This window comes from Enterobacter sp. PL1, from assembly GCF_945957325.1.
Lineage (GTDB): Bacteria > Pseudomonadota > Gammaproteobacteria > Enterobacterales > Enterobacteriaceae > Enterobacter > Enterobacter roggenkampii.
Map to the genome: position 1 here is coordinate 214,145 of NZ_CAMFKT010000004.1, position 23,154 is coordinate 237,298.

The window sequence follows — 23,154 nt, forward strand, 5'->3', positions numbered from 1 at the left end:
AGACAGTCGTTATAATTTCTTACACTCTGATTTCTGCCAGCTAAATATCCCTCTGCGCTGACTTCCTCATTCAGCAATTAAGATTGATCTGTATCAATTTAAAAATTACTCAACATTTTCAATAGATTAAATTCTCAACCTCCTTCTCGCTATTAAACCGATAGGCACAGCCAAACCGCAGAGAAAAAATCCGGTGCTATACTTAGTTCCGTAATTACCTGGGACATAAACATCAAGAGGATATGAGATTATGAGTACCGCTAAACTGGTGAAAACGAAAGCGTCTAATCTGCTTTATACCCGTAACGATGTATCGGACAGCGACAAAAAAGCGACCATTGAGTTGCTGAATCGCCAGGTGATCCAGTTCATCGATCTTTCGCTGATCACCAAACAGGCCCACTGGAATATGCGCGGTGCAAACTTTATTGCCGTTCATGAAATGCTGGATGGCTTCCGCACAGCACTGGTTACCCACCTCGATACGATGGCTGAACGTGCCGTTCAGTTAGGCGGCGTGGCGCTGGGTACCACACAGGTGATCAACAGCAAAACCCCGCTGAAAAGCTATCCGCTGGATATCCATACCGTTCAGGATCACCTGAAAGAGCTGGCGGACCGCTACGCGATTGTGGCGAACGATGTGCGCAAAGCGATTAGCGAAGCGAAAGACGAAGATACCGCAGATATCTTCACCGCCGCGTCCCGCGATCTGGATCAGTTCCTGTGGTTCATCGAATCTAACATCGAATAATTCATACGAATTTTCTATCAAACCCTCGCCTGCCGGTGAGGGTTTTGCACATCTATGGTGCACGTTTTTTGCCTGAGAACGTGCAAAAGTGAAGAAATTGTAATAATCACCTCACACAACCGTTAACGGAAGATTGTTTTTTCGTCAGAATTTACGCTAAATATCTCCCCGTCAGTTGAGCCAAACGAGGCGCACCAAAACAGTGCTCCACTTTGGTGCAATAAAACCTCATTGCCCCATTTATTGTGCAATGCATGACATCATCCCCTTTGCAAAACAACAGCTTGTAAAGTTGGCACGATTTTTTCATTGTGCCACCTGTTCTCGCAGGGGATCGCCCCGTGGATATAAAAGGAAATGCTATGAAGTCTGTATTAAAAGTTTCACTGGCTGCACTTACCCTCGCTTTTGCGGTGTCCTCTCAGGCTGCCGACAAACTGGTTGTGGCGACCGACACGGCGTTCGTTCCGTTTGAATTCAAACAGGGTGATAAATACGTTGGTTTTGATGTGGATCTGTGGGCCGCAGTCGCAAAAGAACTCAAGCTGGATTACACCCTGAAGCCGATGGACTTCAGCGGCATCATCCCGGCACTGCAAACCAAGAACGTTGATCTGGCGCTGGCGGGTATCACCATTACCGACGAGCGTAAAAAAGCGATCGACTTCTCTGACGGCTACTACAAAAGCGGCCTGCTGGTGATGGTCAAAGCCGATAATAACGACGTAAAAAGCGTGAAAGATCTCGACGGCAAAGTGGTGGCAGTGAAGAGCGGCACCGGGTCAGTTGATTACGCGAAAGCGAATATCAAAACCAAAGACCTGCGCCAGTTCCCGAACATCGACAATGCGTACATGGAACTGGGTACCGGCCGCGCTGACGCAGTGCTGCACGACACGCCAAACATCCTGTATTTCATCAAAACCGCGGGCAACGGCAAGTTCAAATCTGTGGGCGAATCTCTGGAAGCTCAGCAGTACGGTATCGCCTTCCCGAAAGGCAGCGACGACCTGCGCACGAAAGTTAACGGCGCGCTGAAAACGCTGAAAGAGAACGGCACCTATAACGAAATCTACAAAAAATGGTTCGGTACCGAGCCTAAATAATTTCACCTGAATTCAGGTTTGTAACGCCCGGTGGCGCTGCCGCTTACCGGGCCTACGTTTTTCGTTTTTCACCACGGTATACAGGAATACATCATGCAGTTTGACTGGAGCGCCATCTGGCCTGCCATTCCACTCTTGCTTGAAGGCGCTAAAATGACCCTGTGGATTTCGGTCCTGGGTCTGGTTGGCGGGTTGATTATCGGTCTTGTCGCCGGTTTCGCCCGCACCTACGGTGGCTGGATTGCAAACCACATCGCACTGGTTTTCATCGAAGTGATCCGCGGCACCCCCATTGTCGTGCAGGTCATGTTCATCTACTTCGCCCTGCCTATGGCATTCACCGACCTGCGTATCGACCCGTTCAGCGCCGCCGTCGTCACCATTATGATCAACTCGGGCGCCTACATTGCGGAAATTACCCGCGGTGCGGTGCTGTCGATTCATAAAGGGTTCAGTGAAGCCGGTCTGGCATTAGGCCTTTCACGTCGCGAAACGATCCGCCACGTTATTCTGCCGCTGGCGCTGCGTCGCATGCTGCCACCGCTGGGCAACCAGTGGATCATCAGCATTAAAGATACGTCGCTGTTCATTGTTATCGGCGTGGCCGAACTGACCCGTCAGGGGCAGGAGATCATTGCTGGCAACTTCCGCGCGCTGGAAATCTGGAGTGCGGTGGCCGTTGTCTACCTGATCATTACTCTGGTTCTGAGCTTCGTTCTGCGTCGTCTTGAAAGAAGGATGAAAATCCTGTGATTGAATTTAAAAACGTTTCCAAGCACTTTGGCCCAACCCAGGTGCTGCACAATATCGATCTGAACATCCAGCAGGGCGAAGTGGTGGTCATTATCGGGCCATCCGGCTCCGGTAAGTCGACCCTGCTGCGCTGCATCAACAAGCTGGAAGAGATCACCAGCGGCGACCTGATTGTCGACGGTCTGAAGGTGAATGACCCGAAAGTGGATGACCGTCTGATTCGTCAGGAAGCGGGCATGGTGTTCCAGCAGTTCTACCTGTTCCCGCACCTGACGGCGCTGGAGAACGTGATGTTTGGCCCGCTGCGCGTGCGCGGTGCCAACAAAGCGGCGGCAGAAGCGCTGGCCAAAGATCTGCTGGCGAAAGTCGGCCTCGCAGAACGCGCCCATCATTACCCTTCCGAGCTGTCCGGTGGTCAACAGCAGCGCGTGGCGATTGCCCGTGCGCTGGCGGTCAAGCCGAAGCTGATGCTGTTTGATGAGCCTACGTCCGCACTCGACCCGGAGCTGCGTCACGAGGTGCTGAAGGTCATGCAGGATCTGGCGGAAGAAGGGATGACGATGGTTATCGTGACCCACGAAATCGGCTTCGCGGAGAAAGTGGCATCCCGCCTGATCTTTATTGATAAAGGCCGTATCGCGGAAGACGGTAACCCGCAGGAATTGATTGCGAACCCGCCGAGCCCGCGTTTGCAGGAGTTCCTGCAGCACGTCTCCTGATCCCTCGCGTTACGCTAAGCCGGGCCTGCCCGGCTTTTTTACGCCAGATTGTTCCCAAAAATCCCCCTCCGCGTCCCGACTTCTATACTTATCATTTTGTTCGACATTTTCACCGGAGGACGCCGTGCCGTGGATCCTGTTGCTGTTGATTAGCCTGTTTAGTGCGCCATCGTTCGCCGTCGCGATCCCCGGTGTGACCACCGGAACAACCGCCAGCCAGCAAAGTACGCCCCCTCCGGAACCGGATGTTGAACAGAAGAAAGCGGCTTACGGCGCGCTTGCCGACGTTCTTGAGAACGACACCTCCCGAAAGGAATTAATCGAGCAGTTGCGCAAAGCCGCCGCCACGCCGCCCCAGGAAACCGTTCCGACACTCACCCCTCCGCAGGTGGAGGAGCAAAAAACGGTGCTGGAAAATGTCACCGACGTGAGCCGCCACTATGGGGAAGCGCTCTCCTCGCGCTTTGCTCAGCTCTACCGCAACCTGATTGGCTCACCGCATAAGCCGTTTAACCCACAAACGTTTACCGCCGCCGCCATGCAGTTCCTGATGCTGGCCGGTGCAGTCTTCCTTTTTTACTGGCTGGTGCGCCTGTGCGCGTGGCCGCTGTACCGCAAAATGGGGCAATGGGGACGCAGAAAGAATCAGCAGAAAAGCAGCTGGCTGCACCTGCCGCTGATGATCGCCTCAGCCTTTATCATCGATTTACTGCTGCTGGCGCTGACGCTGTTCTTAGGCCAGATGCTGGCCGACAGGCTGAACGCGGGCAACAAAACCATCGCCTTCCAGCAGTCGCTTTTCCTGAATGCCTTTGCCCTGATTGAGTTCTTCAAGGCGCTGCTGCGGTTACTCTTTTGCCCTCACGTGCCGGCGCTGCGTCCCTTCTCCATTCGGGACGAGAGCGCGACATACTGGGCGCTGCGCCTGAGCGTGCTCAGCGGGCTGATTGGCTACGGTCTGCTGGTTGCCGTGCCGATCATCTCCAACCAGGTGAACGTCCAGTTTGGCGCGCTGGCAAACGTCATTATCATGCTCTGCATTACCGTCTGGTCGCTGTACCTTATCTTCCACAATAAAAAGACCATTACCGAGAGCCTGCTGCATCTGGCCGATCGTTCCCTCTCGTTCTTCAGCCTGTTTATTCGCGCATTCGCCCTGGTGTGGCACTGGCTGGCAAGCGCCTACTTCATCGTATTGTGCTTCTTCTCGCTGTTCGACCCGGGAAACAGCCTGAAATTTATGATGGGGGCAACATTCAAAAGCCTGGCCATTATCGGCATCGCGGCATTTGTCTCGGGGCTGCTGTCGCGCTGGATCTCGAAAACCATCACCCTGTCGCCGCAGGTACAGCGTAACTACCCGGAACTGCAAAAACGGGTGAACGGCTGGATGTCGGTATCCCTCAAGGTGGCGCGCATTCTCACCGTCTGCGTGGCGATCATGCTGCTCCTTAACGCGTGGAGCCTGTTTGATTTCTGGAACTGGCTGCACAACGGCGCAGGTGAAAAAACGGTCGACATTCTGATTCGCATCGCGCTGATTTTGTTCTTCTCTGCCGTCGGCTGGACGCTGCTGGCGAGCCTCATCGAGAACCGTCTGGTGTCGGATATACACGGCAGGCCCCTGCCCAGCGCGCGGGCCCGCACATTGCTGACGCTGTTCCGCAACGCGCTGGCGGTCATCATCAGTACCATCACCATCATGATTGTGCTGTCAGAAATCGGGGTGAATATCGCCCCGCTGCTGGCCGGTGCAGGTGCCCTGGGGCTGGCGATCTCCTTCGGGTCGCAAACGCTGGTGAAGGATATTATTACCGGCATCTTTATCCAGTTTGAGAACGGGATGAACACGGGCGATCTGGTGACCATCGGGCCGCTGACCGGCACGGTGGAGCGGATGTCGATTCGCTCGGTGGGCGTGCGTCAGGATACCGGGGCGTACCACATCATTCCCTGGTCTTCGATCACCACCTTTGCCAACTTTGTGCGCGGCATTGGTTCCGTGGTGGCGAACTACGATGTGGATCGTCATGAGGATGCCGATAAAGCGAAGCAGGCGCTGCGTGATGCGGTAGAAGAGCTGATGCAGATGGAAGATATTCGCGGGCTGGTGATTGGCGAGCCGTCATTTGCCGGTATCGTCGGACTGACGAACACGGCCTTTACCCTGCGCGTGTCGTTCACCACCCAGCCGCTGAAGCAGTGGACGGTGCGCTTTGCGCTCGACAGCATGGTGAAAAAGCACTTCGATCTGGCGAACGTGCGGATGCCGGTACAGACGTATCAGGTCCTGCCGCCGCCCGCAGCGCCGCTCCCTCCGCAGGAGCCGACGCTGTAGCCGGATTGCCGGGTGGCGGCTTCGCCTGACCCGGCCTGCGACGCAGCGCTATTTGCGGCGTTTGTTATCGTCCATAAATGACCAGGCGATAAAGCGGCTTTGCTTCTGGCCCTGCGCCATCTCTTTTTTCACTACTTTCACCGCGCCCGCTTCGGTGAGCGCGCGGTAAAGTGGCGGCAGGTTATCTCCGCGGGAAACCAGCGTCGTAAACCACTTCACCTGACGGCCAAACTGTTTGCTTTCCGCAATCATGCGCAGGATAAAGGCCACCTCGCCGCCTTCACACCACAGCTCCTGCTGCTGACCGCCGAAGTTCAGCGCGGCGTCTTCAGCCTGACCCAGGTTGCGGCGCTTGCGCTCGCTGCCCGCGCGGGCCGCTGCCGCCGAATCGTGGAACGGCGGGTTGCACATCGTGGCGTCATAGGTTTCATTTTTATGAATAATGCCGTTGAAGATTGAGGCGGCCTCTTTCTGACGACGCAGGCGAATGGCGCGGCTTAATCCCGGGTTCGCGTTGATAATCGCCTGGGCGCTGGCGAAGGCCTCGGCACCGATTTCGCTTCCGGTAAAGCGCCAGTGATACTCATGCGCGCCGATCAGCGGGTAAATCAGGTTCGCCCCGGTGCCGATATCCAGCACGGTCGCCTGGTGAGGAATAATGCCATCACGGTCTTCAGCCAGAAGATCGGCAAGGTGATGAAGGTAATCCGCGCGGCCCGGAACGGGTGGGCAGAGAAAGCCTTCCGGAATATCCCAGTTCGCCACACCGTAGTAATGTGCGAGCAGCGCTTTGTTCAACATTTTAACCGCCTGGGGATCAGCAAAGTTGACCGAAGGTTCACCCGCGGGGGTCTGGACAATGTAGTCCTTTAACGGCGGGCAGCTCAGGCATAACGCATTCATGTCGTAGCGGCTGCGGTGGCGGTTTCGTGGGTGCAATCCCGGCTTTTGGGAAGTCATGGCGTTCTCCTTTAAACAGCGGCGTAAGATACCCTTTGCTGGCCCAACGGTAAATCTTTCTCTGCGGCGCTTAAAAAGGCGCCATAAATCAAACACCTTTATGTCTATGATCTGTCAGCGCAATGTCAATTTTTATCGTTCAAAAAATAAGCAGATCATCATCAAATATTTGCGCTAAGTCACACTCGTCAGGCTTCTAAACTTAAGGAGAATCACCTGTTGTTTCCTCATGAGGATGTGATTATGAAAAAGTACCTGACCCTTGTTGTTATCGCCGCCGCCCTGACGACCGCGTCATTTTCTGCGATGGCCGTTCAGTCGCTGACCCAGAGTACCGACACCAGCCAGCTTCAGCCTGCAGGCACCGTCTCCGTAAGCCGCGCAAGTAACCTGGACGATCTGCAGAATAAACTGGCGGAAAAAGCCCGCCAGGAAGGTGCAAAAGGCTTCGTGGTGAATTCCGCTGGCGGAGATAACCATATGTACGGCACAGCGACCATCTATAAATAATCTGCCCCACCCCATGACTGCATCTGCCTGCCAGATGCAGTTTGCTCTCTTCCTCGCCTTGATTGTTCATTTTTTAACCCCATATTAAAAGCAGGGCATAACACCATTTCAGGAGGATGCTATGGCTTCCGGTTGGGCGAATGATGACGCCGTAAACGAACAGATCAACAGTACGATTGAAGATGCGGTTGCGCGCGCTCGCGGTGAAATCCCGCGCGGCGAAAGCCTGGAGGAGTGCGAAGAGTGTGGAGAACCGATCCCGGAGGCGCGGCGAAAAGCCATTCCAGGGGTAAGGTTATGCATTACCTGCCAGCAGAATAAAGATTCAAAAAATGCTTCACATTCAGGTTATAATCGCAGAGGTTCGAAAGACAGCCAGTTACGTTGACTTTCCTTTACCTAAGTTAACCGCCGGGGCGCTTACCTTTACGCTCACGATTTTTAGCGAACCGCGTAGCAAAATGTGCCCTTCATTTTTGTTCTGTAAAGCGCATCCACAAGAAGTGTAAAGCGCCACTTTGAATTTATTAGTAATCAATAAGTTATTTGTCATTCAATTTTTTTGATTGACCACGTCAATTCTCTTCGATTTTATCTCTCAAGAAAAAACGTGATACTCATCACATCGACGGAACATCGTCCCCTTAACAGAAACACCTGCGAGAGATTACTTATGAAAACCATCAAATATGCTGTAGCTGCTGTTGCCCTGTCCGCTCTGTCTTTCGGCGCTTTCGCCGTAGAGCCAGTCTCTTCTGCTCAGGCAAAGAACATGAACAAAGTCGGTGTGGTGAGTGCTGATGGCGCGACCACCCTGGACGGTCTGGAAGCCAAACTGGCTGAGAAAGCGGCTGCTGCCGGTGCAAGCGGATACACCATTACCTCCGCTAACGGCAATAACAAGCTGAGCGGTACCGCGGTTATCTACAAATAATCGCCTGAATGAATGCTGTCCCCTCGCCAAACCCTCTGGTGAGCTGCTCCAACCCTCATTGACCCTGTTGTTTGTTACCCTTGCTTGCCCGTCCGCCACTGGACGGGCTTTTTTTTGCCTAAAACGCCGCGTCCACGCGTTTGAGACCGGCCTCGACCGTATCAACTTCCCCGGTTGCCAGCAGGCAGCAGGCCATCTGCAGCTTAATGGACTGCGGCACAGGCACGTTTCCGGCGAGGCACTGTTCAATCCAGTGCGCGGTGGTGTGCGGGTCTTTCGCTTCAGGGAGAATGACGTCCGTATTCTCTTCCCCGCGCGCCAGAACAGCGCGCGTACCGGCAGAATCGATCAGCATCAGCTGAGGGCAGCGGAGTGGATTGGCATACACCTCACCTTCTGTACCGTGCATCAGCAGCGCCCTGCCGCCAATCTCCTCAAAAAATTTCCCGACACGCCCCACGTATTCCGGGTGCGATACGCTGGAAAGGCGCAATGCGGCATCTTCTGCAAACGGCGTCGCCAGCTTCGCCAGGGTGTGGGCGCTGTTGCGCACGCCCATCCGCCAGCGCATATCCAGCTGCTTTTCCAGCGGCGGGCACAGGGCTCCGACGGGGATGTAAACCGGCTGATGGCCATCCAGCTTCGCCTGCGCCTGTCCTGCATGACGCGTTGGCTCAATCCCCAACATGCCGAAAATGGTCTCCGTCAACACGCGGGTGGGATCTTCGCTGACCCCGTGAACCACCACCGGGAACCCCAGCTTATGCAATAAGATCGCCAGCAGCGGAGTGAGGTTTGCCTGCTTGCGCGCGCCGTTATAGCTCGGGATGACAATCGGCATCGGTTTTGCCACCGGCGGCGTCAGGCGCAGCGTTTGCGCCTGCATCGCCTCGTAAAAACCGCGCATCTCCGCTTCGCCTTCGCCTTTGATACGCAGCGCAATCAGGATGCCGCCCATCTCCAGGTCAGGTACCTCGCCATCGAGCATTCGGGTATACAGGGCGCGAGCAGTTTCATGGTCCAGATCGCGGGCGTGGTTTTTGCCCCTGCCTACCTCTTTGATAATCTTGCGATAATCCACGACATCTCTCCTGAAAATATCCTTCTGGTAACAATATAGCCCTGTTAAACGTTCGGACGTTAGTTTTTTTCTACATCATCAACGTTCTGTTTTTAAGGATAAAAATGAAACTCAAGCATTATTTCAATTATTTGTGATTCCTGCAGAAGATTCTTAATGCATCATTATTTGTTTAAATAACCAGCGGAAAGTCATTAAGGGTCAACGGTGAAAACGTCCAGGCAACGCTCTCACCAGAAACATATCAGGATTTGTTATGAACAAGGTTGCTTTAGGTTTAATCATCGCCGCAGCGGTGGGATGTTCTGCATCCACGTTTGCGGCAACAAACGGTGAAGGTCAGATCAATTTCACCGGTGAAATTATCGATTCTGCTTGTCAGGTCGTGAATGGATTAAGTAATCCATTAAATGTTCAGCTGGGAAAAGTGTCTAAAACGGTATTTACCGGTGCTGGCTCTACCAGCACATTAACGAAGTTTGATATTCAGTTAACGAATTGTCCTGACACGGTCACCTCCGCAGCCATTAATTTCGGCGGTACGCCAGATGCGAATAACAACGCTACGCTGGCCTTAACGCCAGATAGCGATGCGGCGACCGGTGTGGCAATTCAGCTGGTTGATGCCTCAGAGCAGCCTGTCAGCCTGTATACGCCATCGCAGCAGTATCAATTAACCTCCGGTACGGCGGTTAACGATCTGGAATTTGGTGCCCGTTATATCCAAACCGGCGCTGCGATCACCGCAGGCCCTGCTAACTCTGTATCGACCTTCACCGTTATTTATAACTGATCTTATCAATCCTGAGATATTAATGCTTTTGCGGGCATTAATATCTCATCTATTTATTGAGAAATCTGTATGCGCCACGGTTATTTACTGAGCACGCTTTTACTGGTAGCCGCCACTGCACATGCGGGCGTCATTATTAATGGCACCCGTCTGGTCTACCAGGGAGATAAAAAGGAATCATCTCTTGGTCTTTCAAATCCAGATGCGACGGATTATCTGGTGCAGTCCTGGGTTGATTCCGGCGGTAAAAACCTGGCCAAAGCCCCGTTCCTCATCACCCCGCCGCTTTTCCGTCTGGATGCGAAAGAAGATAACGTTCTGCGCGTGGTACGTACGGGCGGAAATTTGCCTGAAGACAGGGAATCCCTGTACTGGTTGAATATTAAAGCGATCCCTTCCTCAAAGCAGGTGGAAGGCGTGAATACGCTGCAAATTGCGATTAACACCCGTATTAAATTGCTGTATCGCCCGTCTGCGGTAAAAGGCAGACCAGAAGACGTGGCCGATAAGCTTGAATGGCGTCGCGAAGGTAACGAGCTGGTGGTGAATAACCCCACGCCGTTTTATATGAATTTCCAGGCGGTCACCCTGAATGGTCAGAAAGTGACGAAAGCGACCTGGGCCGTTCCAAAAACAGAAACGCATTTTGCCATACCGGGTAATGTCAGAGGCTCGAACGTGACGTATTCCATTATTACTGATTACGGCAGCATCAGCCATACCTGGTCGAAATCCGTTCATTAATACTTTTCCCCGGTAATAAAATAATCATGTACAGCCATAAAAAGCCGTTCACCTGCCGATTTTCGTCATTGCTGGTCATTCTTTTTGGCCTGGTAATGGCGATCTTTGCGCATCAGGTTATGGCTGATGATTATTTTAACCCTGCCCTGCTGGATATTGATAATCCCCAGCAGGGAAAAACCGATTTATCCGTCTATGAAAAAGGCCCAGGCCAGGCGCCGGGTAAATATCAGGTTACGGTGTTTATCAATAATAATAAAATTGATACCCGCGATGTCACCTTTACGCTGCAGAAAGACGATCAGGGCAACAGCACGCTGCAACCTTGCTTTACCGTGGACGATTTAAAAAGCCTCGGGATCAAAACCCAAAAATATCCGCAGCTGAAAGCCAAAGGCCAGTGCGCCGATTTACACGCCATCCCTGCGGCATCCGCGACCTTCCGCGTTCGCAACCAGCAACTGCTGCTGAGCATTCCCCAGTCGGCGCTCGGTCAGGTGCCTCGCGGCTACATTGACCCAAAAGAGTTTGACGAAGGAATTAACGCGGGCCTGCTTAACTACAGTGCAAATGCCAGCCAAAGCCATGCGCGCCAGCCGGGTGAACAGGATAACAGCAGCCAGTACGTTAACCTGCGTCCGGGTTTGAACATTGGCGCATGGCGCATTCGCAACTATTCCACCTGGAATCGCAGCACCACGGGTAACGAGGAGGACCAAAAATTCACCTCCGTATATACCTACGCGCAACGCGATATTGTGGCGATGAAAAGCGACCTCACCGTCGGCCAGAGTTCCTCGCCTTCCGACGTTTTTGACAGCGTACCCTACACCGGCGTGGAGCTGAAATCCGATAACGACATGCTGCCGGACAGTGAAAAAGGCTACGCCCCCATTATTCGCGGCACCGCCCACAGTAACGCGCAGGTGGTGGTACGCCAGAACGGTTACATCATTTATCAGAACACGGTCGCCCCCGGCGCGTTCGAAATTAACGATCTCTACCCCACCGGCAGCAGCGGCGATCTTCAGGTCACCGTGAAAGAGACCGATGGCAGCGAAAGCCATTTCGTCGTGCCGTTTGCCTCCGTGCCGGTATTGCAGCGTGAAAAAAATCTGCGCTACAGCGTGACTGCCGGACGCTACCGTTCTTATGACAACGACGTCGAGAAGACCCCGTTTGCCCAGGGCAGCGCCATCTACGGTTTACCCTACGGTTTCACCGCCTACGGTGGCGTGCAGCAGAGCAGCCATTACCAGTCTCAGGCGGCTGGCGTCGGGAAAAACATGGGCGATTTAGGCGCCTTCTCCATTGACGTGACCCGCGCGAAGGCTCTGTTGAAAAAACAGCAGGCCAGCAAAGGCCAGTCGTGGCGCGTGCGCTATAGCAAAGACATCGCCCGGTCAGGCACCAACTTCTCCCTGGCCGGCTACCGCTACAACAGCAAAGGGTTTTACACCCTTGAAGACACCATGGAGTCATATACCCGCTCCGACGACTGGTCTGCACCGCAGCAGCGCCGCGCCCGCACCGAAGCCACCATCGACCAGACGCTGCCGGAAGGCTGGGGATCCGTCACCCTGAGCATGGTGAAAGAGACGTACTGGAGTCAGAGTCAGAACATGACCTCGATGAGCGTCAGCTACAACAATAGCTGGCACGGGGTGAGCTACAGCCTCAGCTACAGCATGAACAAAAACACCCAGGACAGCGATGAAGACGGTAACGAGGTGACAAACGACAACCAGTTCTCGCTGAGCGTCTCGGTGCCGCTGGACCGCTGGATGCATAACACCTGGGCCACCTACAACCTGAACAACACCAAAGACGGCACGACGCAGAACATCGGCCTGAACGGCACGGCGCTGAAAGAGGACAACCTGAACTGGAACATCCAGGAAGGGCTGAGCAGCACCGGCAGCGGTAACTCCACCAGCATCAACGCCGATTATAAAGCGACCTATGGTGAAGTGAGCGCAGGCGTCAGTCAGGATAAATATCAGCAGACCGTGAACGTCGGTTTGCAGGGCGGCGTGGTTGCCCATGCGAACGGAATAACCCTGAGCCAGCCGCTCGGTGACACCATCGCGCTGGTGAAAGCGCCGGGCACGCACGGAACCCATATCACGAACCAGACGGGCGTCGAGACCGACTTCCGCGGCTACACCGTCGTGCCGTTTGTTACCGCGTATCGCCACAACACCATCGCGCTGGATACCGAAACGCTACCGGACAACGCCGACGTCACCCACGCGGCGCAGATCGTGACGCCAACCCGCGGGGCCGTGGTGCGCGCCAGCTTTAACACCCGCGTGGGTAACCGCGTCCTGATGACGCTTACGCAAAAGGGTAAACCGCTGCCCTTCGGCGCAACGGTCACCACCGAGGATAAGGACAGCGAATTTATTGTCGGGAATGACGGCCAGACCTACCTCTCTGGTCTGCCGCAGCAAGGGCATCTCTACGTTTCCTGGGGACAGGGGGCGAACGAGCACTGCGTCGCTGACTATGCGCTAACGGATGAGAAAGAGAAAACCAGCATCATTAACGCTGCCGCGCAGTGTCACTGATCCACCGTTCAGGCTAACGATTATGCAAATGATTAAACAGTGCTTTTTCTTACTGGTTCTGGGAACCGCCGCGTTATTTATGCCACATGCGAAGGCGACCTGTACTACGCCAGATCTGCCGAAAATGATCAACGTGGCCTCTATCTCCGTTCCCACGACGCTGGCCGTTGGCGAAACGATCCCGGGTACAGAGCAAATCGCCCATATCGCCGGTAATTGTGACAATGCGGAAGATAAGGGGCTGGAAATTGTCTCTTGTTACTACGGCACAGGGTCTGAGATTCCAGGCCTGAAAGGTGTCTACGATTCGGGCGTTCCTGGGATCGGTGTGGCGCTGATGAACGATCAGGGGCAGCGCATCAGCGGAGCCGGAGGCGTTAACTGCATTTCCACAGGAACGCCGTTGGGTTATGTTTCCAGCGATGGCAAACAGACCTTTAATTTCGACGTTACGCTGGAGTTGGTCAAAACCAGCGATACCGTAGCGTCAGGCACTCTGAATCAAAGTCAGACCCGTTTTGGGATCGGGGTTTATCACCACGAAGGGCTGGGCGATCCCAACACCATCTCCTATGCTGGCAACGTTATTCTGAAAGAGGTCACCTGCTCCGTCCTGCCAAAAAACCTGACGGTCAATCTGGGGGATTTCCCGGTCAGCGATTTTATCAGCGTGGGGATGCTCTCTTCCCCGGCACGAAACTTTGACGTCACGGTGAACTGCAACAGCACCGTACAGCCTGAAGTGAAAATTACCAGCTCAAACGGCTATGAAACGGCCTTCGAAGGGGTGCTGAAACTCACGCAGCAGACCGGCGTCGCGACGGGCGTCGGTGTCCGAATGCTGTTCGACGACAATATCGCCACCTTTGATACCTACGTTAACACCCGAAGCGAAGCCATTGCCAACGAAACGCTGACCATACCGTTTGAGGTGCGCTACGAGCAGGTCAGCGACGTGGTCACTCCCGGTCCGGCCAACACCGTTGCCACCATCACGCTTGCTTATAAGTAACTGACATGAAGAAGATAATTGCGTTTCTGGCGCTGGGGCTGATCGCCCAGGCACACGCCGAGGATATTCAGATCCAGATGACGGGCAACATTTACGCCAATACCTGCATCATCGACAGCGCCAGCCGGAACCTGACGGTGGATTTAGGTCAGGCGGCATCCGGTGATTTTAAAGACGTGGGCGATACCGGCGAGTGGAAAGACTTTTCCCTGTCAGTATCCCACTGCCCGCCAAGCCTCGCGCTTGCCACCGCCTATTTCTACGGTCAGGCGGACAGCACGCACCCCACTAAATTCGCCAATATCGGCAGCGCAAAGGGGCTGGCGCTGGAGCTGGCAGACCGGCAGGACAATATTCTCATCGCTCCGCAGGCGAGCTTTAACGCGGTGATTAATCAAAACGATCACACGGCCACCTTCCCACTCGCCGCACGCTACTACGCCACCTCCATGCCGGTGAGCGCGGGGACGTTCAGCAGCGTGGTGCAGGTGACCTTCACTTACCAGTAGGACCGCGCCCCTTAGCACGGATGCTTTTCCTGCGCCCGGCGGTCAGTGTTGCCGGGCGTTTTTTTACCTCGGGGACCTCTGGCTGTTCAATCGGAAAGATCGGCAGCGCGTTTAACAACCGTTGGCCGTAATTTTTAGTGAGCAGACGCTTGTCATAAATCACCACCTCCCCCCAGCAGCCGTGGCTACGGATCAGACGCCCGACCTGCTGAATAAGATTAAACGACGCCGCAGGTAAACTCTGCACCTCAAACGGATAACGGTTGAGGCTCTTCAGCCACTCGCCCTCGGTGATAACGACCGGGCTGTCGATGGGCGGGAAGGCAATTTTATGAATATGCACCTGCGTCAGGTAATCGCCCTTCAAATCCAGACCTTCCGCGAAGGACTGCAATCCCACCAGCACGCTGCGCTCGCCGTTATCGATGCGCTTTCGATGGGTTTCCACCAGCCGGTAACGGGGCTGGTCGCCCTGGACCAGCAGAAGCAGGCGCAGGTCGGTCACATGTTCCAGAAAACGCTGCATCGCCCGTCCGCTGGCAAACAGCACCAGCATACCGGGGTACTTTCTGCTCTCAACCTGTTCGCGGAAGTAGGCCGCCATTTCAGCAATGTGCTGCTCTTCGTTGTCGATCAGCGGCTCATACTTCATGCGCGGGATCACCAGCTTCCCCTGCTCGCAGTGGTTAAACGGCGAATCCAGCGCGACAAAACGATCGCCCGCTTTCTCTTTCAGGCCGCTCATCTCCTGCAGCCGCGAGAAGCTGTTCAGGGAGCGCAGCGTGGCGGAGGTCACGACCACGTGCGGCACGCTGCGCCAGATGAGCTTTTCCAGCTGATCGGCCACGCGGATGCCCACGCAGTGGAAAAACAGGTGGACCTGGCCGTCGCGCACTTCACGCGTGGCCCATTTGGTGACCGGCGCGCCCGACGCCTGCGCCATCGAGGCCAGCCGCCAGAGCTTGCTCTGGGCTTCGAACATGCCGAGCGCACGGTTCATTTGCAGCAGAATGCGGTGCAGGCGAACAACGTCATGGGTGCCGGTTTTCTCGCTGAGATCGTTTAAGAACATCTCCGCCAGCCCGCGCAGCTTTTCAAGATGCTTCGCCAGCTGCTGGCAAATCTCCATCACCTCGTCCGGCAGTTCGCCCATCGCAAAGCGGTGTTCCGCCTCCTGGGCTGCGGGAAGATAAAGATTCAGGATGTTGTTCAGAGACGAGATAAGGCTGTAAACCTCTTCGCAGTGATCGCTTAGACGCTCCGGCACCGCCAGCGGCGGCGTGGTTTTCGGCCGGAACTGCTCCATGCAGGTGGCGACAAGCTTGCAGAAGAGATCCAGCTGCAGGCGGAACCAGGGCGCGGTAATTTCTGCGCTCATCTCCAGCGCGTCGCGCGCCACGTCGGGCAGATGGTGGCCTTCGTCGAGCACCAGCAGCAGGTTTTTCGGCTCCGGCAGCACCGCTTCGCTCTCCAGCGCCGCCATCACCAGCGCGTGGTTAGCCACCACCACTTCGGCTTCCTGAATTTCGCGCCGCGCGACGAAGAACGGGCATTCGCGGTAGTAGTGACAGTTGCGGTTCAGACAGCTGGCCTTGTCGGTGCTGAGCCTGCGCCACAGATCGTCGCTGATGGCTTTATCGGTGTGATCGCGCAGGCCGTCCCATTTATAGCCATCAAGATCGCCTTTCAGCGTTGCGCAGAGCTCCTGCTCGGCTTTGTTGTTGGGCGTGAGATCGTCGTCGAGGAACGCCAGCAGATCCTGTTGCGACGCCTCGCTGCTGGCAAGCCCTGCCAGGTTACGCGGGCAGACGTAGCGCCCGCGGCCAAAGGCGGCCGTAAACCGCAGGTCGGGGATGATTTTGCGCAGCAGGGGCAAATCTTTGCTGAAGATCTGGTCCTGCAAGGCCACGTTGGCGGTGCTGACCACCAGCGTTTTGTCCTCCTCCCGCGCGATGGCGATGCCGGGAATGAGATACGACAGGGTTTTCCCGACGCCGGTCGGGGCTTCAATCGCCAGATGTCGCCCGTCGTCCCCGGCGAGCGTTTTTGCCACGTCGGCAATCATCTGCCGCTGCGGCGCTCGGGGGATAAAATCGGGGATCTGCTGCTGTAGCGCCTTATACCAGGCGCCTATTTGCGCTTTCAGCGCCGCGGTTAAAGCCATTGGAAAACCTGAAATACTGTATAAACAGCCACTATTGTGGCACTTTCTCTTCGCTGCCGCAAAAAGAAAAGCCCGGCTTTACGACCGGGCTTCCAGATTACTGCGGGTTAGCAGGCTTGCGCGGGCGGCGTCGGCGCTGCCCTTCCCCTGCCGGCTTGCCTTCGCCGCTGCGCCACGGATTGTCACCGGCCGGTTTGCTGTCGTTGCTACGACGCGGCGGTTTGCCCGCTGTCTTCGGCGCGCCACCTTCGGCACGACGCGGCTGCTGGCCGCGACCACCGCCGCCCTGACCGCGACCGCCCTGACGACCGTTCTGAATCGGCTCGGCTTTGATCGACGGATCCACTTCATAGCCCGGGGTTTCGATGCGCGGGATCTCTTTCTTCAGCAGGCGTTCGATGTCGCGCAGGAGCTTGTGCTCGTCCACGCACACCAGAGAGAGCGCTTCACCGGTGGCCGCCGCACGACCGGTACGGCCGATACGGTGCACGTAGTCTTCCGGCACGTTTGGCAGCTCGTAGTTCACCACGTGCGGCAGCTCTTCAATGTCGAGGCCACGGGCGGCGATGTCGGTCGCCACCAGCACGCGGATGTCGCCAGACTTGAAGTCCGCCAGCGCACGGGTACGCGCCCCCTGGCTCTTGTTGCCGTGGATCGCCGCACTGCGGATGCCGTCTTTGTTCAGCTGTTCCGCCAGGTGGTTCGCGCCGTGCTTGGTGCGGGTAAAGACCAGCACCTGCTGCCAGTTACCCTGGCCGATCATCTGGGAGAGCAGTTCCCGCTTGCGCTTTTTATCCACAAAGTGAACGTGCTGCGTCACCTGCTCAGAGGCGGTGTTGCGGCGCGCCACTTCCACTTCCAGCGGGTTATGCAGCAGCTTTTCCGCCAGCGCCTTGATCTCGTCGGAGAAGGTCGCGGAGAAGAGCAGATTCTGACGACGCGGCGGCAGCTTGGCCAGCACGCGACGAATGTCGTGAATAAAGCCCATGTCGAGCATGCGGTCGGCTTCGTCCAGTACCAGAATTTCGATGTTATCCAGCTTCACCGCGTTCTGGTGTTCCAGATCCAGCAGACGGCCCGGCGTTGCCACCAGCACGTCCACGCCGCCGCGCAGCTTCATCATCTGCGGGTTGATGCTGACCCCGCCGAACACCACCAGCGAGCGAATGTTGAGATAGCGGCTGTAGTCACGCACGTTCTCGCCAATCTGCGCGGCCAGCTCGCGGGTTGGGGTGAGGATCAGCGCACGAACCGGACGACGGCCTTTGGCGTGCGGCTGATTTTTTACCAGCAGTTCTAACAGCGGCAGCGTAAAGCCCGCGGTTTTACCGGTGCCGGTCTGGGCGCTGGCCATCAGGTCACGGCCCTGAAGAACGGCAGGAATAGCCTGTTGCTGGATTGGGGTTGGCTCAACGTAGCCCTGCTCTGCGATCGCGCGCAGAATTTCCGGGTTCAGGCCAAGGGAATCAAAAGACATAAAAACTCCGAACCGCCCCGACCATCACAGGTGTAGTTTTCAGGGAGATATAACAATTGAGAGGACAAAAACCACAATGTCGCGAAGGGGCGGAGTGTAGCAGCTTTTGTGACGTGGCGCATAAAATATCCCTCCGCGTTCCCTCGACGGGGATGCGAATCAGGCATAATCTTAATCAATCGATTGATTAATTTTTAATGCCGCCATGAATACAACACCCACAACAACCAAAGGTGAACAGGCCAGAAACCAGCTTATTGCCGCCGCGCTGGCGCAGTTTGGTGAGTACGGGCTGCACGCGACCACCCGAGATATCGCCGCGCTGGCGGGGCAGAACATTGCGGCGATTACCTACTATTTTGGCTCAAAAGAGGATTTATATCTCGCCTGCGCCGAGTGGATCGCCGATTTTATCGGCACGCAGTTTCACCCGCACGTCGAGGAGGCCACCGCGCTGCTCGGTCAGCCGTCGCCCGATCGCGAGGCCATCCGCCAGCTGATCCTGAGTGCCTGCCACAACATGATCCGCGTGCTGACGCACGACGATACGCTTAACCTGAGCAAGTTTATCTCCCGCGAGCAGCTCTCCCCCACTGCCGCCTATCAGCGGGTACACGATCGGGTCATTGCCCCGATGCATACCCACCTGACCCGGCTGATCGCCGCCTATACCGGGCGGGATGCCAACGATACCGAGACAATTTTGCATACCCACGCCCTGCTGGGTGAAATCCTTGCCTTCCGTCTGGGCCGGGAAACCATCCTGTTACGCACCGGCTGGACACAATTTGATGAGGATAAAGCCGCGCAGATCGGTGAGGTGATCGCCTGTCATCTCGATCTGATCCTGCAAGGCTTAACGCAAAGGAGCCTGAAGTCATGAAAAAACCTGTCGCCATCATTCTGGTGGTCGTTGTGTTGCTTGCCGCGGGCGTCGGTGGATGGCTGTGGTATCAGAGCCATCAGGATAAAGGCCTGACGCTGTACGGTAACGTGGATATTCGCACGGTGAACATGAGCTTCCGCGTAGGCGGACGTCTCGCCTCGCTGAACGTGGACGAAGGCGATGCCATTAAAAGCGGGCAGACGCTGGGGATGCTGGACAAAGCGCCCTATGAGAACGCGCTGCTGCAGGCCAAAGCGGGCGTCTCCGTTGCGCAGGCGCAGTATGACCTGATGCTGGCCGGCTATCGCGACGAAGAGATCGCCCAGGCCGCTGCCGCCGTCAAACAGGCACAGGCGGCCTATGACTACGCGCAGAACTTCTACGCTCGCCAGCAGGGGCTGTGGAAAAGCCGCACCATTTCCGCGAATGACCTGGAAAATGCGCGCTCGTCCCGCGACCAGGCGCAGGCAACCCTGAAGTCCGCGCAGGATAAATTAAGCCAGTACCACACCGGTAACCGTCCGCAGGATATCGCCCAGGCAAAAGCCAGCCTTGAACAGGCGCAGGCGCAGCTGGCGCAGGCAGAGCTGGATCTGCACGACACCACGCTCATCGCACCGTCTGACGGCACGCTGATGACCCGCGCCGTCGAGCCAGGCAGCATGCTCAGCGCCGGAAGCACCGTTTTAACCCTGTCGCTCACCCGTCCGGTGTGGGTGCGCGCCTACATTGATGAGCCCAATCTCGGCCAGATGCAGCCGGGCCGCGAGCTGCTGCTCTATACCGACGGTCGCCCGGACAAGCCGTATCACGGCAAGGTGGGCTTTGTCTCCCCTACCGCCGAATTCACGCCGAAAACGGTTGAAACGCCGGACCTGCGTACCGACCTGGTGTATCGCCTGCGCATCATCGTGACCGATGCGGACGACGCCCTGCGCCAGGGCATGCCCGTCACCGTAAAAGTGAACAGCGGGGAACGACATGAATGACGCGGTTATTCAGCTCAACAGTCTGGTTAAACGCTTTAAGGGGATGGATAAGCCTGCGGTCGCGCCGCTGAACTGCACCATACGGAAAGGCTACGTGACCGGGCTGGTCGGTCCGGACGGCGCGGGGAAAACCACGCTGATGCGGATGCTGGCGGGGTTGCTGAAGCCGGATGAAGGATCGGCCCGCGTGCTGGGCCTGGATCCGATAAAAGACGACGGCCCGCTCCACGCCATGCTCGGCTATATGCCGCAGAAGTTTGGCCTGTATGAAGACCTGACGGTGATGGAAAACCTGAACCTGTACGCCGACCTGCGCAGCGTCACCGGAGAAACCCGGGAGAAAACCTTCGCCCGCCTGCTGGAATTTACCTCGCTCGGCCCGTTCACCGACCGGCTGGCGGGCAAGCTCTCCGGCGGGATGAAGCAGAAGCTGGGGCTGGCCTGCACGCTGGTGGGCGAGCCGAAGGTGCTGCTGCTGGACGAGCCCGGCGTCGGCGTCGACCCGATATCGCGACGAGAACTGTGGCAGATGGTGCACGAGCTGGCGGGCGACGGGATGCTAATCCTCTGGAGCACCTCCTACCTCGACGAAGCGGAGCAGTGCCGGGACGTGCTGCTGATGAACGAAGGCGAGCTGCTCTATCAGGGCGAGCCGACGACGCTGACGCAGAGCATGGCCGGGCGCAGCTTCCTGCTGCACAGCCCGCAGGCGTCCAACCGCTCGCTGCTGCAGCGGGTGCTCAGGCTGCCGCAGGTCAGCGACGGGATGATTCAGGGCCGCTCGGTGCGGGTCATCCTCAAAAAAGAGGCCACCGTCGACGATATTCGCCGGGCGCCTGGGATGCCGACGATTGAGATAGAAGAGACGGCGCCGCGTTTTGAAGATGCGTTCATCGACCTGCTGGGCGGCGCGGGGACCTCCGAGTCGCCGCTTGGGGCGATCCTGCACACGGTGGAAGGTACGCCAGGCGAAACGGTGATCGAAGCCAAATCCCTCACCAAAAAGTTCGGGGATTTCGCCGCCACTGACAACGTGAATTTTGCCGTGAAGCGCGGCGAGATTTTTGGCCTGCTCGGACCAAACGGCGCGGGAAAATCCACCACCTTTAAGATGATGTGCGGCCTGCTGGTGCCGACGTCCGGCAAAGCGCTGGTGTTGGATATGGATCTGAAGGTCAGCTCCGGCAAGGCGCGCCAGCACCTGGGCTATATGGCGCAGAAATTCTCCCTGTACGGCAACCTGACGGTCGAGCAGAATCTGCGCTTTTTCTCCGGTGTGTACGGCCTGCGCGGGCGTGCGCAGAACGAGAAAATTCGCCGCATGAGCGACGCCTTCGGGTTAACGACGATTGCTTCCCACGCCACCGACGAACTGCCGCTCGGCTTTAAGCAGCGGCTGGCGCTGGCCTGCTCGCTGATGCACGAGCCGGATATTCTGTTTCTGGACGAGCCGACCTCCGGCGTTGATCCTCTCACCCGTCGCGAGTTCTGGCTGCATATCAACAGCATGGTGGAAAAAGGGGTAACCGTCATGGTGACCACCCACTTTATGGACGAGGCGGAGTACTGCGACCGCATCGGGCTGGTGTATCGCGGCAAGCTGATTGCCCACGGCACGCCGGACGACCTGAAAAACCAGGCCGCCGACGACGCGGTGCCGGACCCGACCATGGAGCAGGCGTTTATCACCCTCATCCACGACTGGGATAAGGAGAATGCCCATGCGCAGTAACGCCCTTTCCTGGCGCCGGGTGCGCGCGCTGTGCGTTAAAGAGACGCGGCAGATCGTGCGCGATCCCAGCAGCTGGCTGATTGCGGTGGTGATCCCCCTGCTGCTGCTGTTTATCTTTGGCTACGGCATTAACCTGGACTCCAGCAAGCTGCGGGTCGGGATTTTACTCGAACAGCAGAGCGAAGAGGCGCTGGACTTTACCCACGCCATGACCGGTTCGCCCTACATTGATGCCACCATCAGCGACAACCGCCAGGAGCTGATCCAGAAGATGCAGGCCGGGAAGATTCGCGGTCTTATCGTCATTCCGGTGGATTTTGCCGCCAACATGGCGCGGGCAAATACCGATGCGCCGATCCAGGTCATCACCGACGGCAGCGAGCCAAACACCGCGAACTTCGTGCAGGGCTACGCGGAGGGGATCTGGCAGCTCTGGCAGATGCAGCGCGCCGAAGACCGGGGTGAAGAATTTAAGCCGCTTATCGACGTGCAGACGCGCTACTGGTTTAACCCCGCCGCCATCAGCCAGCACTTTATTATTCCGGGCGCGGTAACGATTATTATGACGGTGATCGGCGCGATTCTGACCTCGCTGGTCATCGCCCGCGAGTGGGAGCGCGGCACCATGGAGGCGCTGCTTTCCACCGAAGTGACGCGCGTCGAGCTGCTGCTGTGCAAGCTTATTCCCTACTACTTCCTAGGCATGCTGGCGATGCTGCTCTGCATGCTGGTGTCCGTCTTTATCCTCGGCGTGCCGTATCGCGGCTCGCTGATCGTGCTGTTCTTTATCACCAGCCTGTTTTTACTCAGCACGCTGGGGATGGGGCTGCTCATCTCCACCATCACCCGCAACCAGTTTAACGCCGCGCAGGTGGCGCTGAACGCCGCTTTCCTGCCGTCGATAATGCTCTCAGGGTTTATCTTCCAGATAGACAGCATGCCTGCCGTCATCCGCGCCGTGACCTACATGATTCCGGCGCGCTACTTCGTGAGCACGCTGCAAAGCCTGTTCCTGGCGGGGAATATTCCGGTAGTGCTGATTATCAACACGCTGTTTTTAATGGCGTCGGCGGTGATGTTTATCGGGTTGACGTGGATGAAAACCAAACGGCGGTTAGATTAA

The 23,154-nt window shown here is 56.6% G+C and carries 21 protein-coding genes; 17 read left to right on the plus strand and 4 right to left on the minus strand.

Going from position 1 to position 23,154, the window contains the following annotated elements; genetic code table 11:
- Positions 1 to 250 precede the first annotated feature (250 nt).
- The 5 genes from dps to ybiO all read left to right on the plus strand — a co-directional run bounded on the left by dps (position 251) and on the right by ybiO (position 5,670).
- Positions 251 to 754, plus strand: a complete 504-nt coding sequence (dps, locus tag N6P30_RS05760; RefSeq protein ID WP_008501171.1) for a DNA starvation/stationary phase protection protein Dps — start codon at positions 251 to 253, stop codon at positions 752 to 754.
- A gap of 362 nt (positions 755 to 1,116) precedes the next feature.
- Positions 1,117 to 1,860: a glutamine ABC transporter substrate-binding protein GlnH gene (gene glnH, locus N6P30_RS05765; RefSeq protein WP_008501170.1), complete on the plus strand. Its 744-nt coding sequence runs from the start codon at positions 1,117 to 1,119 to the stop codon at positions 1,858 to 1,860.
- A 93-nt stretch (positions 1,861 to 1,953) separates the two neighbouring features.
- Positions 1,954 to 2,613 (plus strand): glutamine ABC transporter permease GlnP, encoded by a 660-nt coding sequence (gene glnP / locus N6P30_RS05770; RefSeq protein WP_003858462.1) that lies wholly within the window; start codon positions 1,954 to 1,956, stop codon positions 2,611 to 2,613.
- On the plus strand, positions 2,610 to 3,332 hold the full coding sequence (glnQ, locus tag N6P30_RS05775) for a glutamine ABC transporter ATP-binding protein GlnQ (RefSeq protein WP_023292945.1): 723 nt from the start codon (positions 2,610 to 2,612) through the stop codon (positions 3,330 to 3,332). Before glnP ends, glnQ begins: the two co-directional genes overlap by 4 nt.
- Before the next feature lie 124 nt (positions 3,333 to 3,456).
- Positions 3,457 to 5,670, plus strand: a complete 2,214-nt coding sequence (ybiO, locus tag N6P30_RS05780; protein ID WP_023292946.1) for a mechanosensitive channel protein — start codon at positions 3,457 to 3,459, stop codon at positions 5,668 to 5,670.
- Positions 5,671 to 5,718: 48 nt separating this feature from the next.
- Here ybiO and rlmF read toward each other — a convergent pair whose 3' ends face one another.
- Entirely contained in the window at positions 5,719 to 6,630 is a 912-nt protein-coding gene (gene rlmF, locus N6P30_RS05785; protein ID WP_023292947.1) for a 23S rRNA (adenine(1618)-N(6))-methyltransferase RlmF, read from the minus strand.
- A gap of 243 nt (positions 6,631 to 6,873) precedes the next feature.
- Here rlmF and mcbA point away from each other — a divergent pair, with 243 nt between their 5' ends.
- The 3 genes from mcbA (at position 6,874) to ybiJ (ending at position 8,074) form a co-directional block, all read left to right on the plus strand.
- Positions 6,874 to 7,140, plus strand: coding sequence for a DUF1471 family periplasmic protein McbA (gene mcbA / locus N6P30_RS05790; protein WP_021240977.1), 267 nt, complete (start codon positions 6,874 to 6,876; stop codon positions 7,138 to 7,140).
- A 121-nt stretch (positions 7,141 to 7,261) separates the two neighbouring features.
- A complete protein-coding gene (locus N6P30_RS05795; RefSeq protein ID WP_023292949.1) occupies positions 7,262 to 7,528 on the plus strand; it encodes a DksA/TraR family C4-type zinc finger protein in 267 nt (88 codons plus the stop codon).
- A gap of 285 nt (positions 7,529 to 7,813) precedes the next feature.
- Entirely contained in the window at positions 7,814 to 8,074 is a 261-nt protein-coding gene (ybiJ, locus tag N6P30_RS05800; protein WP_023292950.1) for a DUF1471 family protein YbiJ, read from the plus strand.
- Positions 8,075 to 8,192: 118 nt separating this feature from the next.
- On the opposite strand, the gene ybiB is transcribed toward ybiJ, so the two are convergent.
- Entirely contained in the window at positions 8,193 to 9,155 is a 963-nt protein-coding gene (gene ybiB / locus N6P30_RS05805; protein WP_008501163.1) for a DNA-binding protein YbiB, read from the minus strand.
- 256 nt (positions 9,156 to 9,411) lie between these two features.
- Between ybiB and N6P30_RS05810 the strand changes: the two genes are divergently transcribed.
- The 5 genes from N6P30_RS05810 (at position 9,412) to N6P30_RS05830 (ending at position 14,783) form a co-directional block, all read left to right on the plus strand.
- The gene (locus N6P30_RS05810; RefSeq protein WP_021240980.1) at positions 9,412 to 9,948 is read left to right on the plus strand and encodes a fimbrial protein; all 537 of its coding nucleotides are present in this window, start codon (positions 9,412 to 9,414) and stop codon (positions 9,946 to 9,948) included.
- Between the two features lie 69 nt (positions 9,949 to 10,017).
- Positions 10,018 to 10,692, plus strand: a complete 675-nt coding sequence (locus N6P30_RS05815; protein ID WP_008501161.1) for a molecular chaperone — start codon at positions 10,018 to 10,020, stop codon at positions 10,690 to 10,692.
- A 26-nt stretch (positions 10,693 to 10,718) separates the two neighbouring features.
- On the plus strand, positions 10,719 to 13,262 hold the full coding sequence (locus N6P30_RS05820) for a fimbria/pilus outer membrane usher protein (protein WP_023292951.1): 2,544 nt from the start codon (positions 10,719 to 10,721) through the stop codon (positions 13,260 to 13,262).
- A gap of 22 nt (positions 13,263 to 13,284) precedes the next feature.
- Positions 13,285 to 14,274, plus strand: a complete 990-nt coding sequence (locus tag N6P30_RS05825) for a fimbrial protein (protein ID WP_023292952.1) — start codon at positions 13,285 to 13,287, stop codon at positions 14,272 to 14,274.
- A gap of 5 nt (positions 14,275 to 14,279) precedes the next feature.
- Positions 14,280 to 14,783, plus strand: a complete 504-nt coding sequence (locus tag N6P30_RS05830; protein ID WP_008501157.1) for a fimbrial protein — start codon at positions 14,280 to 14,282, stop codon at positions 14,781 to 14,783.
- On the opposite strand, the gene dinG is transcribed toward N6P30_RS05830, so the two are convergent.
- Positions 14,770 to 16,947, minus strand: a complete 2,178-nt coding sequence (gene dinG, locus N6P30_RS05835; RefSeq protein ID WP_023292953.1) for an ATP-dependent DNA helicase DinG — start codon at positions 16,945 to 16,947, stop codon at positions 14,770 to 14,772. The two genes, N6P30_RS05830 and dinG, sit on opposite strands and share 14 nt — an antisense overlap.
- Positions 16,948 to 17,044: 97 nt before the next feature.
- Positions 17,045 to 18,424 (minus strand): ATP-dependent RNA helicase RhlE, encoded by a 1,380-nt coding sequence (gene rhlE, locus N6P30_RS05840; RefSeq protein WP_023292954.1) that lies wholly within the window; start codon positions 18,422 to 18,424, stop codon positions 17,045 to 17,047.
- Between the two features lie 205 nt (positions 18,425 to 18,629).
- On the opposite strand from rhlE, the gene cecR reads away from it, so the two are divergent.
- The 4 genes from cecR to N6P30_RS05860 are packed head-to-tail and all read left to right on the plus strand — an operon-like array spanning position 18,630 to position 23,154.
- On the plus strand, positions 18,630 to 19,307 hold the full coding sequence (gene cecR, locus N6P30_RS05845; RefSeq protein WP_023292955.1) for a transcriptional regulator CecR: 678 nt from the start codon (positions 18,630 to 18,632) through the stop codon (positions 19,305 to 19,307).
- On the plus strand, positions 19,304 to 20,299 hold the full coding sequence (hlyD, locus tag N6P30_RS05850; protein WP_008501153.1) for a secretion protein HlyD: 996 nt from the start codon (positions 19,304 to 19,306) through the stop codon (positions 20,297 to 20,299). The genes cecR and hlyD overlap by 4 nt, the downstream gene beginning before the upstream one ends.
- Entirely contained in the window at positions 20,292 to 22,031 is a 1,740-nt protein-coding gene (locus tag N6P30_RS05855) for an ATP-binding cassette domain-containing protein (RefSeq protein ID WP_008501152.1), read from the plus strand. Before hlyD ends, N6P30_RS05855 begins: the two co-directional genes overlap by 8 nt.
- Positions 22,021 to 23,154 carry an ABC transporter permease gene (locus N6P30_RS05860; protein WP_023292956.1) on the plus strand — a complete coding sequence of 378 codons (1,134 nt, stop codon included), beginning with the start codon at positions 22,021 to 22,023 and terminating at the stop codon, positions 23,152 to 23,154. Before N6P30_RS05855 ends, N6P30_RS05860 begins: the two co-directional genes overlap by 11 nt.

Bases quoted from the DNA above. Each gene is read 5' to 3' on its own strand.
- N6P30_RS05825 (WP_023292952.1), top strand. From the start codon at position 13,285: ATGCAAATGATTAAACAGTGCTTTTTCTTACTGGTTCTGGGAACCGCC.
- ybiJ (WP_023292950.1), top strand. From the start codon at position 7,814: ATGAAAACCATCAAATATGCTGTAGCTGCTGTTGCCCTGTCCGCTCTG.
- glnH (WP_008501170.1), top strand. From the start codon at position 1,117: ATGAAGTCTGTATTAAAAGTTTCACTGGCTGCACTTACCCTCGCTTTT.
- dps (WP_008501171.1), top strand. From the start codon at position 251: ATGAGTACCGCTAAACTGGTGAAAACGAAAGCGTCTAATCTGCTTTAT.
- N6P30_RS05810 (WP_021240980.1), top strand. From the start codon at position 9,412: ATGAACAAGGTTGCTTTAGGTTTAATCATCGCCGCAGCGGTGGGATGT.
- rhlE (WP_023292954.1), bottom strand. From the start codon at position 18,424: ATGTCTTTTGATTCCCTTGGCCTGAACCCGGAAATTCTGCGCGCGATC.
- N6P30_RS05860 (WP_023292956.1), top strand. From the start codon at position 22,021: ATGCGCAGTAACGCCCTTTCCTGGCGCCGGGTGCGCGCGCTGTGCGTT.
- N6P30_RS05815 (WP_008501161.1), top strand. From the start codon at position 10,018: ATGCGCCACGGTTATTTACTGAGCACGCTTTTACTGGTAGCCGCCACT.
- N6P30_RS05855 (WP_008501152.1), top strand. From the start codon at position 20,292: ATGAATGACGCGGTTATTCAGCTCAACAGTCTGGTTAAACGCTTTAAG.
- mcbA (WP_021240977.1), top strand. From the start codon at position 6,874: ATGAAAAAGTACCTGACCCTTGTTGTTATCGCCGCCGCCCTGACGACC.
- N6P30_RS05830 (WP_008501157.1), top strand. From the start codon at position 14,280: ATGAAGAAGATAATTGCGTTTCTGGCGCTGGGGCTGATCGCCCAGGCA.
- dinG (WP_023292953.1), bottom strand. From the start codon at position 16,947: ATGGCTTTAACCGCGGCGCTGAAAGCGCAAATAGGCGCCTGGTATAAG.
- rlmF (WP_023292947.1), bottom strand. From the start codon at position 6,630: ATGACTTCCCAAAAGCCGGGATTGCACCCACGAAACCGCCACCGCAGC.
- N6P30_RS05820 (WP_023292951.1), top strand. From the start codon at position 10,719: ATGTACAGCCATAAAAAGCCGTTCACCTGCCGATTTTCGTCATTGCTG.
- cecR (WP_023292955.1), top strand. From the start codon at position 18,630: ATGAATACAACACCCACAACAACCAAAGGTGAACAGGCCAGAAACCAG.
- hlyD (WP_008501153.1), top strand. From the start codon at position 19,304: ATGAAAAAACCTGTCGCCATCATTCTGGTGGTCGTTGTGTTGCTTGCC.
- glnP (WP_003858462.1), top strand. From the start codon at position 1,954: ATGCAGTTTGACTGGAGCGCCATCTGGCCTGCCATTCCACTCTTGCTT.
- N6P30_RS05795 (WP_023292949.1), top strand. From the start codon at position 7,262: ATGGCTTCCGGTTGGGCGAATGATGACGCCGTAAACGAACAGATCAAC.